This is a genomic window from Pseudomonas matsuisoli (genome assembly GCF_014647635.1).
Taxonomy (GTDB): domain Bacteria; phylum Pseudomonadota; class Gammaproteobacteria; order Pseudomonadales; family Pseudomonadaceae; genus Pseudomonas_P; species Pseudomonas_P matsuisoli.
In genome coordinates this window covers 1-17,423 of the sequence record NZ_BMPO01000003.1, presented here as the reverse complement: position 1 = coordinate 17,423, position 17,423 = coordinate 1, and the positions used below count along the sequence as shown (strand labels likewise).

The window sequence follows — 17,423 nt, the reverse complement described above, 5'->3', positions numbered from 1 at the left end:
ATTGCAACGAAACTTCCGGCAAGCCGCCAATCTGCGCGTGCAGCTCACCTGGCGTCTTGGCGAAATGCATTCCTGTGTAGGAACCCGTTGTGATGACGAACGATTGTTGCCTTGCGGTGGGGAGCCAGCCTTAACCATGTTCAGCGTTCCCTGAAAAACAGGTGAGGCCGCTCATATGAGGGGCTTTTGGGTACGCCAAGCATCAGGAATCATTGGTCGATCGTATAAACGCCGCCAGCTCCGCGATGGGCATCGGTTTGGCGAAGAGCCAGCCTTGCGCGTAATGAACGCCAGCGTCTCGCAGAACGTCGCGCTGGTGCTCTGTCTCCACGCCTTCGGCGATCATTTCCAACCCCAGGGCTCTCGCCATCTCGATGATGTGAAACGCCACCTTCGTGGTGGGAGATTCTTGCTCGAAGGAATCGACGAACATCTTGTCGATCTTCAGCACATCCAACTCATAGGTTGCCAGGTAGGACAGGCTGGAGTGACCGGTTCCGAAGTCATCGATGGCGACCTTGAATCCTCTCGCACGTATCGACATCAGAAAATCCTTGGCTTTTTCAGGTTTCATCAGCCCTCGTTCAGTCGCCTCGATCATGATGTTGTGCGATTGCGCGCCCGCAAGATTCAGGAGCGCTAAGAGGCGCGCTTCGGTTTCCACTGAGTGGAGGTCTTCAGCAGAAAAGTTGATGGCGATATGAATGTCGGGGAACGCCATGATCAACGTGACCGCATCACGTGCAACGATATCCATCACCTGGGCTGTCACCTGCTGGATGAGACCGTGCCTTTCAGCCGCGGGGATGAAGGCCGTCGGGCTCATCCCTTGTTCATCCGGGGGCGACCATCGGATAAGTGCCTCGGCACCTTCACAGCGGTTGGTACGAAGATTCATCACCGGTTGATAAACCAGATGGAACTCTCTGCGCCGCAAGGCTCGTTTCAAACGGGCTCCGATTGAGAGCAGATAATGCGTTCGCCATAACACGATCGCCAACAGGGCGCTGCCGATGGCGAGCCCGACCGGCAATAGACCGATGGCTGCATTGTAGACATACGTCATGACCAGCGACGCAGGCATGGCGGCGACGGCGGCGGTGTAGCCAAGGTCGGAAAGCTTGATGGCGACCCAGCGACCCTGGCTGTCTTCGAAAGAGGTGTTCTTGCCGGAGAAATGTTGCAGCCATTCGCTATCGATATCACCGCTGGCTCGCATGACCTTGCGATCGCCTGTCGCGAACTGGCCAACAACCGCGCCAGGCGGTAGCGGAATGTCTGAAACCAGTTCCGGTAGCGACAGCACCGCGTAGCCCGCACGAGCCGTGACAGCGAAACGTGTGTGGTCAATGCGAGGCAACCGGACCCGATCCCAGGCCAGGGGTGAACCGGGGAGAGGATAGCTTCGGTCTGGAGCGCCAAGATCAGTGGGCGTGTTCCCCGTCAGACTGGAGCATTGCAGCCAGTTACCGCGCATGCGCCCAATGCCCTGCATGTAACCGGAAGAAGCCGCCGCTCGGCGCATTTGGTCGAGGTCGTCGACCGTGCAGGCCTCCTGTACACCGCCAGCAACCAGTCTGTCGATGGCCGCATTCGATTGGAAGCGCAGCATGGCTGCGCGACGAAGGATATGACTAGCCAGCAGATCAAGCGATGCATCGGCGTCCTCATGGCCTCGCTGCCACGCCATGTACATCGTGACTGAGACCGGGGTCGCGAAGGCAAGACAACCCAGCATGGCCGCGACAACCAATAGCCTAGTACGACGCGTTGCCATGAGCAGCTCCTGCTTATGAGCTTGCGGTTGTTTCCTTCAGACTTACAACGTCTCTTCGGAGATCATCCTTACATGCTAGCCAGCCAGGTGGAATGCGGCCAGTTAACGGCGGATACGTGACCGCGATTTCCTCATCCTTCACCTCGGCTGATGCAAGAAAAATGGCGGTCGTGGTTGTTCAACATCTCGAATTCGCTGCCGTCGAAGGCAATCCGGTTACCGAAGCATCCCAACCGGGTGGCATGACGTGGCGGGCTGAAGGCGGATACCGAGTGGCGAAGCCTGTATTTTCAAGCAGTGACGATGATCCTGAGCCTGGGTATCGATCGTCCGTTCACGTCTGACCTATTCGATGTGGCGCTGGGCTTGTTGTTCAAGGCGTCGGCTCGACGGAATAAGGTGTTGACGATTACGCCAGCGCGGAAGAGCTGTTGGCGTTAATCCTGCCGGCGAGGGCCGAATACCTATCCGGCGTCACCGCGATTGTCCACTGGCCGCGCTACTGATTGCCGCGACCGTCAAGCGATCTAAACCAACCGCAGCGAAACATCGGGCAGGCCGACAATCTGTCCGTGCAGCTCACCCGGCGTCTTGGCGAAATGCATTCCTGTGTAGGAACCCGTCGTGACGACGAAGTCCTTCGGCAAAGTCTGGCCGTGTTGGGTGTAGTGATTGACCAGCCACGGAAGTAGGCGTCTTGGGTCGCCGGCTGGGTTGCCTGTCTCGGCTGGGACGATGTTTTCTTCGGCGAACGTCAATTCCACCGCGGGGGCGATGAAGTCGAAGTCTTTTCGATAGGGCACGAACTTGCCTACGACCAGCGCGCCGTGGTTGAGCAGGTCGGCTAGCTGTATCAAGGGTTCGACCTGGGGATACGTCGAGAAGCGGCTAGAAACGAGTTCGATCGCCGCGGCCATCTCGCCGATGGCGTCCATCACTTCTTCGTTGCTATAGGGTTCGTCGCGCGCGTCGAAGGCGTGTTTGAAGCGGAACGCAATTTCCAGTTCGAGACCTGCAGGCCGGTAACGAGCATGTTCGAACGCGTGTCCGGTAGGAAAGAGACAGTCGCGCGGCAGCACCGATCCGCGAATGGGATCGGTGTCTGATTTCGACCCTACCTTCCAGCCGCCGGCTTCGACGCCGCGTAATTTCAAGGTTTCATCCTGGACGCAGTACGCCGCATCTCTGTCCTGGGGCGTAAGGTCGTGCGGTATCTCGTGCAGAAGCGTCTGTTCCTGTTGCGCCTGGACGAGCAGTTCGGCCAGGCGAGTAGCAGGTGATGTCATGGCGGTAGTCCTCGAGTAAGCGTTCACCTGATTTCCAGGTAGAGAAGGGCTTATTTGTTCACGGCGATCGCGACGGATGGCTTTGGATTCAAGGGCGGCATCGGTTTGCCATAGTCGAACTTGTTTTGGGGCTTCATCCGGAACGACAGCACCACGCCGATCGCCAGCAGTACGATGCTCACCAGAAACGGCAGTTGCCAGTTACCGAACTGGTCGATCAGCATGCCGGCGGCGACAGGGCTGATGATGGCGGCCATGGCGGAGCCGGTGTTCATCATCCCGCTGGCAGTGCCTGAATGGTCCGGTGCGATGTCCATTGGGATCGCCCACATCGGGCCGATGGTCAGTTCCGAAAAGAAGAAGGCGGTAGCCAGGCAGGCTAGGGAGACGTAAATGTCCTTGGTGAACATCAAGGGCAGGAGCGCCAGCAATGTGAACGACAGGCAGATCGCGACCATCAGGCTTCGCGCCTTGTTCAGGTCGCCGGTGCGTGCATAGAGGCGGTCGCTGATGATGCCGCCCAACGTATCGCCGACGACACCGCCGAAGAAGACGGTGGACGCAAAGATCGCGGTGTTCTTCAGGTCCAATCCCATGTTCATGAAATACATCGGTACCCAGCTCAAAAGCAGCCAGAGCGTCCACCCGTAGCAGAAGTAAACGACGATCACCGGGCTCATGCGTTTGAAGAGGCGCCCCCAGGGGAGCGGCAGCTTGTTCTTGGGTTTCGGCGGGGGCAGAGAGTCGAGCTCCTGCTGCGAAATGCGCGGATGGTCTTTTGGCAATTCCGTGAAGACCAGCATCCACAGCATCACCCACACGAAGCTGATGGCCGCGCAGACATAAAACGATTCGCGCCAGCCATAGGCGGCCATGACGGCGATCATCGCCGCTGGAGCCAGGGCATTGCCCAGACGTGCGAAGGCGTGAGTGATGCCTTGTGCGAAGCCGCGATTTTCCTTCGGCACCCACCTCGACATTGCCGCCGTAGCAGCCGGGAACGTCGCGCCTTCACCAAGGCCGAGTAGGATGCGCGCGATGATCAGCGACACAAAACCGCCGGCGAGCCCGGTCAGCGCGGTGGCGCCGGCCCATACCATCCCGCAAACCACCAGCGTTCGCTTGGCGCCAAAGCGGTCGCTCACCCAGCCGCCGATGATCTGGAAGACGAGATAGGGATAGGCGAAGGCGGAAAAGATGATCCCTATCTCGGTCTTGGTGAGATCGAACTCCGCGCCGAAACCGACAGCTGCGGTACTGACGTTGACGCGGTCCAGATATGTGATGAAGTACATGGCGCAGAGCATGCTCAACACCACAGTGGTGGGGCGCAGACGTAAGAATTTCATGTCTATCTCCAATTTCTTATTGTGCGCGCCGGGGGTGGCGCGTTAATTCGGGATAGTGAGGTCGGTCAATAACGGGTGCCGGGCGGGGGACGCGGCACCTGTCCGATCATTCGCGTCGCAAGGGGGAAGGGTGGCTCGACAGGTAGTCCATCGCCGCGAGCACACCGCTGGACTGGAGTTTTACGCCAGACATCTGCAAGCCCATTTCGCAACCGGTAAGGGTCGCCATAAGGGTCAGGTCGTTGCAGTCGCCCAAGTGGCCGATGCGGAACATGCGACCTTTGACCTTGCCCAGACCAGTCCCGAGGGACATGTCGAAGTGTTCGTAGATCGTTTTGCGGATGGCATCGGCGTCGACGTTTTCTGGCGTCATCACGCCGGTCAGAACCGGGCTGTACACGGTAGGGTCCGCGCATTGGATGTCCAGCCCCCAGGCGTTGACCGCCGTGCGACAGGCGTGGGCCAGGCGGTTGTGTCGCTCGAACACGTTTTTCAGGCCTTCATCCAAAATCATGTCCAGCGCTTCGGCGAGGCCGTACAGCAGGTTGGTGTTCGGGGTATACGGCCAGTACCCGGTCTTGTTCATCTCGACGATCTCGTCCCAAGCCCAAAAGCTGCGGGGTAAATCCGCACTCTTGTTGGCCTCCAGGGCTTTGGGTGAGAGCGCATTGAAGCTGATGCCAGGCGGGAGCATCAGGCCTTTTTGGGATCCGGAGATCGTCACATCGACGCCCCATTCGTCATGACGATAATCGGCGGACGCCAGCCCGGAAATCGTGTCTACGAGAAGCAGCGCTGGGTGGCCGGCCGCGTCGATCGCCTTGCGCACAGCCGCGATATTGGATGTCACGCCAGTACTGGTTTCGTTATGAACGACGCAAACGGCCTTGATGCGCTGGCCGCTGTCCTTGCGCAGGTGGTCCTCGATCATTTGTGCGTCTACACCGTGACGCCAGCCCTCTGTCCCGGGGTATCCGATGAATTGAGGCTTCAAGCCGAGCTTGAGAGCCATCTTTTGCCAAAGCGTGGCGAAGTGACCGGTTTCGAACATGAGCACTTCGTCGCCGGCGCTGAGGGTGTTGCACAGCGCGGCCTCCCAAGCGCCCGTGCCTGAGGCTGGATAAATGACGACTGGGTGACCTGTCTTGAAGATTTGCTTGATGCCATCGAGCACTTTCAGACCGAGCGTACCGAACTCGGGACCGCGGTGATCGATGGTCGGGTAACTCATCGCACGCAGGATGCGATCAGGCACAGGGCTTGGCCCCGGAATCTGCAAAAAATGACGGCCAGCCGGATGGTTGTCGAGTTTCAGCATGATCGGTTTTCCTTTTGTTTTTGTATTTTGAATGCAAAAAACCTAGCAGGTGTCCAGGCGCTGTCAAACGTTTAAATTGAGCTAATATCGGGTGAGATACCGGCATTTTCAGTATAAAGAACGCGCAATCTGGCATTTGGGTAAAGGGGGTGGCATGCAGAATATTGAAGTCCTCGAAAGCACCGGAGGCTCTAGACCCATGCTTCGCGTCGAGCGGCAACGACTTCACGATGTCGTCGTCGAGCACCTGAGAGGTTTCATTACTGAGGGTATTTTGCCGCCGGGCAAGAAGCTCAATGAGCGTGAACTGTGCGAAACGCTGGGTATCTCTCGCACGCCGTTGCGGGAAGCGCTGAAAGTGCTCGCCGTAGAGGGTTTGATCGATATCAGCCCTAACCGCGGCGCGAGCGTCTCGCGCATGTCGGAACTCGAAATTCGCGAGACCTTCGAACTGATCAGCGGTATCGAAGCGTTCGCGGGTGAGCTCGCTTGTGAGCGCATCACTGGGCAAGAACTCAGTGATATCAAGTCGCTGCACGACGCCATGGTCGTGAGCAAAAATCAGAATGATCTACCGGGTTACTACCAGCGTAATCAGGCCATTCACGATCTGATCAACAAGGCGGCGCGCAACAGCGAATTGCGGCAGGTGTATCTTTCGCTGAACCGGCGCATTCAAGCGCTGCGCTATCTGTCTAACCATCAGGCACCGAAATGGGATCGGGCACTGCGTGACCACGAGGAGATGATCGAAGCGTTGGAAGCGCGGGATGGCAAGACGCTCAGCGAGATTCTCCGCCATCACCTGCTGGATAAGCGCGATGCGATCATGTTGATGGTGAGGGAGTGACGCCGGCTGCTTTTTGTTTGCCGGTTTGGTCGTCCGGGGACGCCATCAGTCGATGTCGGAAATCGAAGGTCATTCTTCTATACGCTTCCCTCGCATCATGCTACGCAGCACCCCGTCTCGTCGAATGAGCCCGTGATACAGCGCCGCGCCCATATGCAGCAAAAACGTTAGAAACAGCAGGTACGCGAGGTACTGGTGCGCATAGCGAAGCACCGAAAACAGCGCGGGTCCGGCGGGGACGATCGGTGGCAGCTGGACGCCGTAGCCAAGCGTGATCGGGTAGCCACCGGCGGACAGCATCGCCCAGCCAACGAGAGGCATGGCGAGCATCAATGCGTAGAGTGCCGAGTGCGAAAGGTAGGCGCCCATGCGTTGCCAAGTGGGAAGATCGGCCGGCAGCGGCGGTGCGGGATAGCGCCAGCGGACATAGAGCCGTAGCAGAACTAGGATCAAGATCGCGATACCCAGCGGTTTGTGCAGGCCGATCAGCCATTGGTGGCGTTCGGAGACGCTGGCCACCATGCCGACGCCAATGAACAGCATTGCCAATACGAGGACGGCCATCAGCCAGTGCAGGATTCGCGCGGGCAAGGAGAAGGCGGTAGGCGTTGATTTCATGGGTGCTTGCTCCCTGCAAGGTGGGCGTCGCCTGGTCGAGAGGTGCTGGGGAGATGCGCCTCCTCGCCCGTACGGCGGAGGTAGGAGTCTGCGTAGGCCGCAGAGCGTGCGGGCAACAGGGGGTCCGATGAAATTTCGATGCCCTGCGGAAGGATGGTCGGGTCGTAGTTGATGTCGCGGCATTCGCCGCTGTCCTGGGGTTGAACCTGGTTCAGTACCAGGGTGCCGGCATCGATCTGCGGGCGATTCGCAGGCCAGGTTTTGGTGGCATCGTCGACGGGGTCACCGGGCGCCGCGAGTGTTACCAATAGCCGCCAGCGTAGCGCGCCGGAGGCCAACCGTTGCTCTAGGTCGAATGCTAGGTAATTGGGATCGCTAGTATCAGGACTGGCAGTGTCGTCCATTGCCTGTTCAGGCACGACCTCCCAGCGCACGGCCTGACGTTCACCCTGTTCATTTACGAAGTAGAACGCGTTCAAGCCCCAATACGTTTCCGTCGCGTAGCTGGCGGACGGTTTCGCGGTCTTCACCCATTTCAGAAACGCGGACGCTTCGGGGTGAGCGTCGAAGAACGCTTTCATTCGCGCAGGGTCCGGTTTGCCGGTGGCCGGATCAGGCCGGCCGGCCTGTAGCTGCGCGAAGAATGCTTCCGGCGTGGCCACGGGGAAGACCGGCATACTGTTCATTCCGGTGCGCCACTGCTGGCCGTCCGACTGAGTGAAGCGCAACGCGAAACTGCGAATCGGTACGCTGTTGTCCGGCGCGTAAGGGTTGCCACCGGGCAGGGCGAACCGGCCAACGACTGGGGTATCACCCGGCGCGAAGAGCGCGGCTATGGAGTAGTCAGCCGCCTGGCCGCTGCTCGTGAAGGTGCCGGCAACGCAGATGCCTTTGCTGTGATTGCGTCGGTAGCCTGGATGGACGCCTGCATTATCCTCGAGGGTGTCGACGATCTTTTTTGGTGTCAGTCGATTGGGCGCGATCCAGCCACCGACGTAGGCGAACAGCCCGGCAAAAACGGCAATCGCTGCGGCGATGAATAGCCATCGCCAGGTAGGGGTACGCGATGAGTCCATTGGTCATGCTCCTGATGGGTAATGCCAGGACAGACGAACGCCGATGGGCTTTATTCCCTGCATATGTTCATGGAATAAAATCCGCGCCCGGACGTCTTCACGCTATCCACCGATGGGATGGCCCATGAGAAAACACGATCTCGATGAAGTGCTTCGCGAGCAGATACCCGCATTGCGCCGGTATGCCCGCTGGCTGACGCGCGACATCAGCGGCGCTGACGACCTTGTACAAACCAGTTTGGAGAAGGCGCTGTCGCGTTGGAGTACGCGGCAAGTAGAGGGTGAGCTTCGTCCGTGGCTGTTCTCGATCGTCTATCACAGCTTCATCGATTCTTGCCGCCGGGCGCGGCGTTACCAGCGCTTTCTAGAGCTGTTTCGTGGCGACGAACCAACTCAGGCCTCGCTGGAGCGTGAGTACGTCGCCGGCGCTACGTTATCGGCATTCGAGCGGCTACCAGAGGAGCAGCGCAATCTGCTGTACTGGGTTTCCGTCGAGGGGCTCAGCTACAAGGAAATCGCGACCATGCTCAAGGTGCCGATCGGCACAGTGATGTCTCGGCTTTCACGGGCACGTGATGCCCTGCGCAAATTGGCCGAGGGAACGCATTCCCCGAAACCTGCCTTACGGGTGTTGAAATGAACAAATCGCCTAGCGAACACGAGCTACATGCGTATATCGATGGCCATCTCGACGCTGACGCTCGGGTAAGGGTCGAGGCCGCTTTGGCCGCCGACCCAGTGCTCGCTGCAAGGGTTGCGGCGTGGCAACGTGACGCTCGCGCGCTAAGGTCGGCGTTCGCGACTGATGAGCTTCGACCTAACGCTGAACTCGACCCCGCCCGCATCCGTCAACGGTCACGGCAGCAGCGTGCTCGCCGATTGGCGGTGGCGGCAAGTCTAATCGTGAGTCTCGGCATGGGCGGATTGGGCGGCTGGCAACTGCGCGGGCAGCATTTAGCCGTCTCGGACCTACCCATGAGCGACGCGCTACAGGCGTACCGGATGCTCGTCATGGAAGGCAGCTTGCGGCCAGACATGGTGCAAGAACGGCCTGGCGAGCTGCAGACTTGGCTCGGTGCGCACTTTGCTGACGCAGCCTCGATGCCTGATCTGCAGCGAGCGGGCTTCACTGCGGTATCGGGACGGCTCATGTCCACCGGCGAGGGGCCGGCCGCGATGGTCGTTTACCGAGATGCTCAAGGGCGCTCGATCACGTTCTACATTCGCCCGCCGGGTCGGGAAGACTACATGCTCCGCCCCGGCGAACGCCGCGAGGGTGAGCTGATGGCCCGTTATTGGTCCGGGCAGGGCTACAACTATGCCTTGGTAGGTACGAACAATCCGGATATGGAACGCACGCTGAGAGCCGCGGCGGAAGGCTGATACCTACGCTACGCGGTCTTGCTGGCAACAGATGATCATGACTGTCATCTCGCGTACACGTGGCTTACGTAGCGTAAAGCTTTTACCGGAGCCTGACGCATGGACAACAACTTCGATTTCGACCGCCATGAACAGATACTGCGCAGCATTGGTCAGGATTTGATCGACAGCTACGACGAGGAGCTTGAGCAGGAGATCGATGACGGCCGCCTGGGTTCGGACAGCATGTTCGAAGCACTGGGTATCGATGATGTTGCGAGGGAAGGCGAGATCGGCCGCCGCACGTATTTCCGTGAGTTGTTGCGCCTGCAAGGCGAGCTGGTGAAGTTGCAGGATTGGGTGCAGCACTCCAAAGAAAAGGTCGTCGTGATCTTCGAGGGCCGTGATTCGGCGGGGAAGGGTGGCGTAATCAAGCGAATCACTCAACGTTTGAATCCGCGGGTTTGCCGCGTCGCCGCGTTGCCAGCGCCGAACGATCGCGAACGTACACAGTGGTACTTTCAACGCTACGTCTCGCACCTCCCTGCGGGTGGTGAAATCGTGCTGTTCGACCGGAGTTGGTACAACCGCGCAGGTGTCGAGCGGGTGATGGGGTTCTGCACCGAGGATCAATACGAAGAGTTTTTCCGTTCGGTGACGGAGTTCGAACGCATGCTGGTGCGCTCCGGTATCCGGTTAATCAAATACTGGTTTTCCATCACCGACCAAGAGCAGGAAGCGCGTTTTCACGCGCGTATTCAGGACCCGCTCAAGCAATGGAAATTGAGCCCGATGGATGTGGAGGCGCGTAGTCGCTGGGAGGCTTATACCAAGGCGAAGGAAACCATGTTGGAACGCACCCATATCTCGGATGCGCCTTGGTGGATCGTGCAGGCGGTGGACAAGAAGAAAGCTCGACTCAATTGCATCAAACATCTGCTCGACCAGATTCCCTACCAGCGCGTGGTGCATGAGGAAGTTGTGCTGCCACGACGGGTTTATCACCCCGACTATATTCGGCGGCCCGTGCCGGCCGAGATGTACGTGCCGGAGCACTATTAAGGCACCCGTTAGCGTTGTGGGTTCGGCACCGCTCCGAGCCTGCACCGGCAGGGCATTCGCACGACGTCGATCAGTGTTCGATCAAGCTGAAGACGTCGTCCCACATGTCTTTCGAGCGGGCCTTCAACTCGTTGGAATGACTGCGCAAACTCGAGGACAGCGCCGCCATCTTGGTCGGTTCGGTCAGGTAGTCGAGTGCGCTGGACAGTTCCTCGTCCGACAGATTTATGTTCAGCACCCCCTCGGGAAATCCGTAGTCGGCGAAGAGCATTTCGTACTTGTGGCTCCAGCCCGTGGCGAGCGATGGCACCCCTTGCGAAAGCGCGCTCACCAGCCCATGAAACCGGCTACCGAGTGTGCCTCGGCAAGCGCCCAGAATTCCCTTTACCGCAAGGGGATCGTTCTCCTGCAGGACCGGTAGGCCATCGATTGCCTTGGACAGTCGCTCCGCAAGGCCAACGTCCGCAGTGCCCTCGTGAATGAGCAGGAACGGTTTGGCGTCGCGCTCTACCAGCATTCTCGCCGCGCGCTCTAGGAACGGAACGTAACCCTGAGCGACATCACCTCCTGTTTTGTCGAGCATTCGGTAGTTAGGCACCAGGCAGACTTGGTGGCGTTCTGCATCGAAATAATCCGGCCGTGTGCCGTTGACGAGGTTGGTGAAATCCGGTGCCAGTTTGATGTTATTGCGGGGGCCGGTGATCTCGGTGAGGTAGTCGTAGGAGACCTGTTCGCGGGGATAGATGAGGTCGCAGCTGTCGACGAAGGCTTTTACGGCATCTTTGCTGCGCTGATCGTGATAAGGGCCGAATGCCTGCGGCAGCAGTACTGCCTTGGTGCCGTTCTTTCTCCAACGCCGGCTGGATCGGGCCAGCTCGACGGACAGTTCCGGACCCCACTGATCGGTGTAGGCGAAACCTGCGGCATCGAGTACGACGTTCACTTCCTTGTCCAGTACGACTCCATATTGTTCGCGAATACCGGCGGGAACGAATGCTGCGAGATCGCCGAAGGGAATGCCGGCGCGCCACAACCAAGCCTTCTGATACAGGCCTAATGATGCGCGATTGCGGTAGGGGTAGGGGCTTTGGGCGCGGCCGGGTTCCATGACCACCTTGGCGTCAGGCAGACGTTGCTCCAGTTGCTGGATGACGGCGTGCAGCATCAGCTCAGCGCCTTTGTTGACGAACCCGGCTTTTCTGACTTCGACGTACATATCACGCTCTCCTTGATTCACGAATGAACGGGGGCACACTGATGAACGCGTGCAGCAAGATACTTCTGGTCATCATCACGAATAGCGGTCGCGTGCGCCGCGACAGCAGCAGACTTAGGTAGCCGGCAATGCCGTAGGAAATCAGCGTCGCCCAGGCCGAGCCGACGACGCCGTGGCTGCGGATAAGGAAGTAATTCAGCACGACGTTGCTCAAGGCACCGAGCCCCTGGGTCACCAGGGAAAAGACGAACGCCTCCTCGATGATGATCCACTTGCTGAAGAGGGCACGCATGAACACGAACGTCGCGGCGAATATGTGAATCGACAGCACGGCCCCGGCGTCTCGGTAGCGTTCGCCGTAGAGCAGAAGAACGATCGAGTCCGACAGGAGAAAAACGGCAAGGGCTAAGGTGAAGGCGGCAAGAAACAGCACGTCCAGCGCCATTTGCATGAAACGGTGATAGGCCTCGGTATCGCTTTTGCTCAGGTCGATCATCTTGGGGAAGACCGAGGCCATCAGAATCGTCGGGATCAGATACCAGGCTTCGGACAACCGAGACGCAGCGGAGTAAACACCTACGGCATATTCACCTAGCATGTACTGCAGCATGATCTGGTCGACCTTCAGGTAGATCACTGCGGAAAGCGATCCGAGAAAGATGAGCAGGCTCTTCTTTATTAGTGATGTGGCCAGCGCCCAGGAGAAATCGAAGCGATAGGTGCGTTTGAGCTTGATCGCGTAGCAGACCAGAAGGGCGGAGGTTGCGATGACGACCACGACGTGGGCCAACGCGATGTAGACGAGCCCTGCTCCGGCAACAGCCAGGATCATCTTCAGCCCGTTGCCACCAAGCTGCCCGACGACACCTGCAACGGCTGCATACTTGGCTTGCACGCGCGCTTGAAACCAGTCGATCAGCATCTCGAAGGGCGTGAAGAACAGGGCAAGGGCGGTGAAGAGCAATACCCAGAAATTTTGGTCGTTGCCGATCAAGTAGGTGCTCATCATGACGATGAACGCGACCACCGAGCAGCTCACCTTGATCATGAATACTGTCGACAGGATCTGGTCTTCGTTGCCTGGGTCGCTGCGCAGTTCCTTGACGACAAGCCCGCTCAAACCAAGGTGAACCACGATGTTCAAGAGGCCTAGCAACGCTAGCGCGTAGTTCAGATAGCCGAAATCTTCAGGGCCCAGATAGCGCGCAAGTACGACGGTGGTCGCCAGGCCGATCGCAAGCATCAGGCACTTCTCGCCCAACATCCAGCCGGAATTGAGGAGATACCTCATGCCTTCGCTGAGTTGCGATGTCTTCATTGAGGCGCGGTGCCCAATGTGCCGTAGCGGCGTGCTTCCTCCAGTGAAAGCTTTTGTGAATAGGGCACCAGACCATTGCTGGCGGCGTAGCCAAGCGAAATGAACATGACGATGCGTTCATCCGGGGCAAGGTCGAGCAGCGCGGCAGCGGTTCGTTCGCGCTCCGGGATGTCGGGCCAATTGATCGAGCAGGAGGATACGCCTTGGGTTTCGAGTGCGAACATGAACGACATCGCTGCCAACGCGCCATCGATGTAAATGACGTGGCGATCGCGGACGTGGGGATAGGCGCGCAAACGTCCCACGACGGCAATGATGGCGGGGAAGTTATGGTCGAACCCCGCGACGCCCAATGGCAACCGCGCTGCCTTCGCTACGGACGGCGCATCATCGAAGATCAGGAAGCGGTAGGGCTGGCGGTTACAGGCACTCGGTGACTGCAATGCCACTTCCATCGCTTTATCGATGACGTCCCGGGGGACCGGCCTGTTCTGATACCAGCGTACCGAGCGTCGTTTCATCGCCAGTTGCCGCATGGACGTGTAATCCACACTGGTAAGGCTGGCATCGGCCAAGAACGGTACACGCTCGGTATCTGGCACGCGCAGAGTATGCAGGCTTCCGGCGGGACGATTTAGATGGACGAACCTTTCGCGTGCGGCCCTTATGGTTGGGTGATTACCGACGATGGAGAAATAGGCAGCGAGTACGTCATGTGCCCAGCTCACTTCATCGCGGTCGACTTTGCCATCGAGCGATGCGGCATAGGCTTCGACGGTGTCGCCGATATAGTCCAAGGCGAAAACGTCCCGACGGGGCTGCATGATTAGGCCCTTTTCGATCCGGTGTATCGCGCGGCGTAGGAAGTAGTTCACCGGCTCGCAGCCGGATTGGTTTTCCTCGTGATGCAAATGACCGACTACGACTGCTTTTGCTTCGTGATCGAACGCCGTGGAGAAAAACATGTAGTGGCAACGACGCAAGAGCGTGGACTTCGACAGCACTCTGATCCAGCCAATGGCGAGCGCTTTGCGCCATTGTTTGAGGGTTTCGATACCGCTGGGCGACAAGATTTTCTTGAGCGATTCCTTAAACGTTTTCATAAGCCGCAGTGACCGTTCAATGATTGATATTTCCCGGCATTCAATACATGGCGTATTGATACTGACGCGCTGGATAACGCTTTTTGATCGACGACTTGGATCCTTTGGCTCTGAGGGCCCCTGATCTCCGTGGCTTGCTGCAATTCGCGGTTTAGCTGGCGAGGGCAACCGACGAGTTGCTGGGCTGAGTGATTTTCTAGACTTAAGCCGGCGAGTCGTTCGTGCTGTTAGTGGCAGCGTTTGCGATAACGCTCCATTTCTATCCCGGTCTTTGGCCCGCTCGGACGGAACGGTGCTTCTTCGTGTTGCTGGCTTCCTATATCTATAGCGCCGCGTACTGAGCAGCCCTTCGATGATTGAACCCGAGGCGTTGGCGGATTGCCAAAAGTGCTAAGTGCAGGAGGGAATAGCGATGAGCGACAAGCAAGAGAAAAAGCAGACCGGGGATGAAACGCCCGCCCACGCGACTGAGCAGGAAAAAGAGAAGCTCAAGGATTTCAATAAAGGCGGGATTCCACCAGGCGTCGCATAGCTCGTTTGGAGTGCGGACGTCTTGGGTCGATGAATATTGAACGCGGAGATTAGCGATGAGCCAATACCAGATGAGTAAGACGCCGGGCGAGGCTGATCTTGCTGACGATGACCAGACGCACGATTGGGGACATTCGCCTGCAAAGCCGGATAGCGAGCCGCAGCAGGACGATACCGGTGAAGGCGTCGACTCGCTCGAGTAAGGGGCTTTTTTCCATCACCTTCGAGGGCGACGGGTTCGCCCTTTTCTATGTGGTGGGCTTTTTCACTGGTGAATTTGAAAGGATAAGCCTGCAAAACGTTTGCTTATCTGAATGATAGCTGTCTCCGGTCGATGCAATGTCTGCCGGATTAAATGGATCAGGTTGAGTCTCGCCTTCTGGAAACCGGGTATCCATGCGCGCCCAGTTGCTGCTCCACCCGGACACTTCCCAAAACATATTTTTCGGCTAACATGCCGGCCCGTTGAATTTTGTGAACAGTTTCGCGAGGCAATGCGATGACGCTGTAGCAAATGATTCAGGCGTTTTTCCGGCTAACCAATGCCCGTAGGGGCTCCTTGAGTCGATCATCGAAAGGACTCGCAAAGCTTGGGCTCAAGGTTGTGTGGAGTAAATCAAACATTCGAACGGGCACCGCTAGGTATCGATGCTGCAACTCGTTCGTGTCATCAAGGCGGCGTTAGGCACTAACTCTTCGATCAGGGTAGGTCTGGTGGTCGCCGATTCCGATACACGTTTGTGAGGGAGCCCTCAGCTGGTTGCCCCGTGCAGGCGTGTTGCTATTGCTGTTGCTCATAGGGGCAACGTTCTTGCTGTTCAGCACTATTAATAAGAGGTAGTTCTCTTCATGGAAACGGTAGCAGCCGATAAGGCGAAACAGACGCACGAGAGTCAGCTCAGTGCGTCATTGAAGTCCCGGCACCTCACCATGATGTCGATCGCCGGCGTGATTGGTGGCGCGTTGTTCGTCGGTTCCGGTAGCGTGATCCATAGTGCGGGGCCAGCGGCGGTGTTGGCCTATCTCGCAGGCGGCATTCTTGTCATATTGATCATGCGCATGCTGGGTGAGATGGCAACGTCCTCGCCGGACACCGGCTCATTTTCTACCTATGCTGAACGCGCCGTAGGAAGGTGGGCAGGGTTCACGATCGGATGGTTGTACTGGTGGTTCTGGGTCATTCTGATGGCCTGGGAAGCGTATGTCGCAGGCACGATTCTGAACGGGTGGTTTCCCGAGGTCAGCGTCAATGTCTTCGTATTGGCGACAACGTTCGTTTTGATCAGCATCAACTTCTTCAACGTCAAACACTATGGCGAGTTCGAGTTTTGGTTTGCGCTAATAAAGGTGGTGGCGATCATCTGCTTCTTGGTTGTCTGCAGCATGGCCGTTCTCAATCTTTGGCCGACCGGCGAGGTGAGTGGATTCGGTAATTTGACCGCGCAAGGCTTCATGCCCAACGGCTTTGAGTCGGTAGTGGTTGCCATCCTTGGAGTGATGTTCGCGTTTCTCGGCGCGGAGATCGTGACAATCGCCGCTTCTGAAGCGAAGGATCCTTCAACCCAAATCGTGAAAGCGACCAATTCTGTCGTTTGGCGTGTCTGCTTGTTCTACATCGGCTCGATCTTCCTGATCGTCTGCTTGGTACCGTGGAATGATCCGCTGATGGCGCAGTCGGGCTATGGGTCCTACCGCCGTACGCTTGAATTGCTAGGTATACCCGGTGCTGAGTGGGTGATGAACTTCGTGGTCTTGACGTCGGTTAGCAGCTGCATGATCTCTGCTCATTACACCGCGTCGCGTATGTTGTTCTCGCTGTCCACACGCGGCGATGCGCCATCCTTCTTTAAGATCACCCGTACAGGCACGGGTGTACCGGTTTACGCAATCATCGGCTCCTGCGCGGTTGCGATCATTTGCGCCCTTATCAATTTCAGCGAAACGCTTCGGCCGAAAGACGTACTAGACACACTCATGAACACCACCGGCATGATTGCACTGCTGGTTTATCTCGTTATCGCGTTTTCGCAGCTCAGAATGCGTCGCAAACTTGAAGCGGAAGGTGCGGACATTCGGTTGAAGATGTGGCTGTTCCCTTGGCTTACCTACTTGGTGATCGCATTCATCGTTGGCAGCTTGGTGACCATGGCATTCGTCGAAGAGTATCGCGTACTGGTGATCTCAACCGGTATTGCTGCGGCATTCGTGGTTGTCGCGGGGGTTGTCGTCCATAAGCGCGCCGCGAGGCGACCGGTCCGCTAAACTATCTCTGCGAATAGAGGGCGCACCACACGGTGCGCCTTTTTCGTTTATAGATACGTGCCTTCAACCGATTGGTCCGTTACCAAACCGCCGTGTTTACGTCATTGCTGTCGTCGCGGAGACACGAATTAAAGAAAGTTGGGATTTCCCTATTGACGGCCTGATTTGGGGGCCTATAATGCGCACCACTTCCGGCGCAGCCTGAACCTGAAAAGCCTTGTAGATCAAGGGTTTAGGTTTAAATTAAAGGTTGCACGGAAGGCGGATTCGAGTAGAATGCGCGGCGCTGGCAGGG

At 57.8% G+C, this 17,423-nt stretch carries 15 protein-coding genes; 6 read left to right on the top strand and 9 right to left on the bottom strand.

All coding sequences use genetic code 11. The features are described from left to right. Positions 1–202 precede the first annotated feature (202 nt). From IEY47_RS06395 to IEY47_RS06380, 4 genes are all read right to left on the bottom strand, one after another. Positions 203–1,777, bottom strand: a complete 1,575-nt coding sequence (locus IEY47_RS06395) for an EAL domain-containing protein (protein ID WP_188982348.1) — start codon at positions 1,775–1,777, stop codon at positions 203–205. Between the two features lie 527 nt (positions 1,778–2,304). Beyond that, positions 2,305–3,063 carry a 2-keto-4-pentenoate hydratase gene (locus tag IEY47_RS06390; protein ID WP_188982347.1) on the bottom strand — a complete coding sequence of 253 codons (759 nt, stop codon included), beginning with the start codon at positions 3,061–3,063 and terminating at the stop codon, positions 2,305–2,307. Positions 3,064–3,113: 50 nt separating this feature from the next. Next, positions 3,114–4,424 carry an MFS transporter gene (locus tag IEY47_RS06385; RefSeq protein ID WP_229779281.1) on the bottom strand — a complete coding sequence of 437 codons (1,311 nt, stop codon included), beginning with the start codon at positions 4,422–4,424 and terminating at the stop codon, positions 3,114–3,116. 94 nt (positions 4,425–4,518) lie between these two features. Beyond that, complete coding sequence (locus tag IEY47_RS06380) at positions 4,519–5,730, bottom strand: pyridoxal-phosphate-dependent aminotransferase family protein (RefSeq protein ID WP_188982346.1); 1,212 nt, start codon at positions 5,728–5,730, stop codon at positions 4,519–4,521. A gap of 154 nt (positions 5,731–5,884) precedes the next feature. Between IEY47_RS06380 and IEY47_RS06375 the strand changes: the two genes are divergently transcribed. Further along, on the top strand, positions 5,885–6,580 hold the full coding sequence (locus tag IEY47_RS06375; RefSeq protein ID WP_188982345.1) for a GntR family transcriptional regulator: 696 nt from the start codon (positions 5,885–5,887) through the stop codon (positions 6,578–6,580). 69 nt (positions 6,581–6,649) lie between these two features. Here the strand turns inward: IEY47_RS06375 and IEY47_RS06370 are convergent, their stop codons facing one another. Next, on the bottom strand, positions 6,650–7,198 hold the full coding sequence (locus tag IEY47_RS06370; protein ID WP_188982344.1) for a cytochrome b: 549 nt from the start codon (positions 7,196–7,198) through the stop codon (positions 6,650–6,652). Next, complete coding sequence (locus IEY47_RS06365) at positions 7,195–8,274, bottom strand: catalase family peroxidase (RefSeq protein ID WP_188982343.1); 1,080 nt, start codon at positions 8,272–8,274, stop codon at positions 7,195–7,197. Before IEY47_RS06365 ends, IEY47_RS06370 begins: the two co-directional genes overlap by 4 nt. A 124-nt stretch (positions 8,275–8,398) precedes the next feature. On the opposite strand from IEY47_RS06365, the gene IEY47_RS06360 reads away from it, so the two are divergent. From IEY47_RS06360 to ppk2, 3 genes are all read left to right on the top strand, one after another. Further along, positions 8,399–8,914: a sigma-70 family RNA polymerase sigma factor gene (locus IEY47_RS06360; RefSeq protein ID WP_188982342.1), complete on the top strand. Its 516-nt coding sequence runs from the start codon at positions 8,399–8,401 to the stop codon at positions 8,912–8,914. Beyond that, complete coding sequence (locus IEY47_RS06355; protein ID WP_188982341.1) at positions 8,911–9,657, top strand: anti-sigma factor family protein; 747 nt, start codon at positions 8,911–8,913, stop codon at positions 9,655–9,657. Before IEY47_RS06360 ends, IEY47_RS06355 begins: the two co-directional genes overlap by 4 nt. 99 nt (positions 9,658–9,756) lie before the next feature. After that, positions 9,757–10,698: a polyphosphate kinase 2 gene (ppk2, locus tag IEY47_RS06350; RefSeq protein WP_188982340.1), complete on the top strand. Its 942-nt coding sequence runs from the start codon at positions 9,757–9,759 to the stop codon at positions 10,696–10,698. A gap of 70 nt (positions 10,699–10,768) precedes the next feature. On the opposite strand, the gene IEY47_RS06345 is transcribed toward ppk2, so the two are convergent. Genes IEY47_RS06345 through IEY47_RS06335 form a run of 3 tightly spaced genes read right to left on the bottom strand, consistent with a single transcriptional unit; the run spans position 10,769 to position 14,335 of the window. Then, positions 10,769–11,914 (bottom strand): polysaccharide pyruvyl transferase family protein, encoded by a 1,146-nt coding sequence (locus IEY47_RS06345; RefSeq protein ID WP_188982339.1) that lies wholly within the window; start codon positions 11,912–11,914, stop codon positions 10,769–10,771. Position 11,915: 1 nt separating this feature from the next. Continuing rightward, positions 11,916–13,232: a flippase gene (locus IEY47_RS06340; protein WP_188982338.1), complete on the bottom strand. Its 1,317-nt coding sequence runs from the start codon at positions 13,230–13,232 to the stop codon at positions 11,916–11,918. Beyond that, positions 13,229–14,335, bottom strand: coding sequence for a nitroreductase family protein (locus IEY47_RS06335; RefSeq protein WP_188982337.1), 1,107 nt, complete (start codon positions 14,333–14,335; stop codon positions 13,229–13,231). The genes IEY47_RS06340 and IEY47_RS06335 overlap by 4 nt, the downstream gene beginning before the upstream one ends. A 587-nt stretch (positions 14,336–14,922) precedes the next feature. Here IEY47_RS06335 and IEY47_RS06330 point away from each other — a divergent pair. Both IEY47_RS06330 and IEY47_RS06325 read left to right on the top strand, forming a co-directional pair. Then, positions 14,923–15,069 (top strand): hypothetical protein, encoded by a 147-nt coding sequence (locus IEY47_RS06330; protein ID WP_188982336.1) that lies wholly within the window; start codon positions 14,923–14,925, stop codon positions 15,067–15,069. Between the two features lie 646 nt (positions 15,070–15,715). Beyond that, positions 15,716–17,128, top strand: coding sequence for an amino acid permease (locus tag IEY47_RS06325; protein ID WP_188982335.1), 1,413 nt, complete (start codon positions 15,716–15,718; stop codon positions 17,126–17,128). Positions 17,129–17,423: the final 295 nt, after the last annotated feature.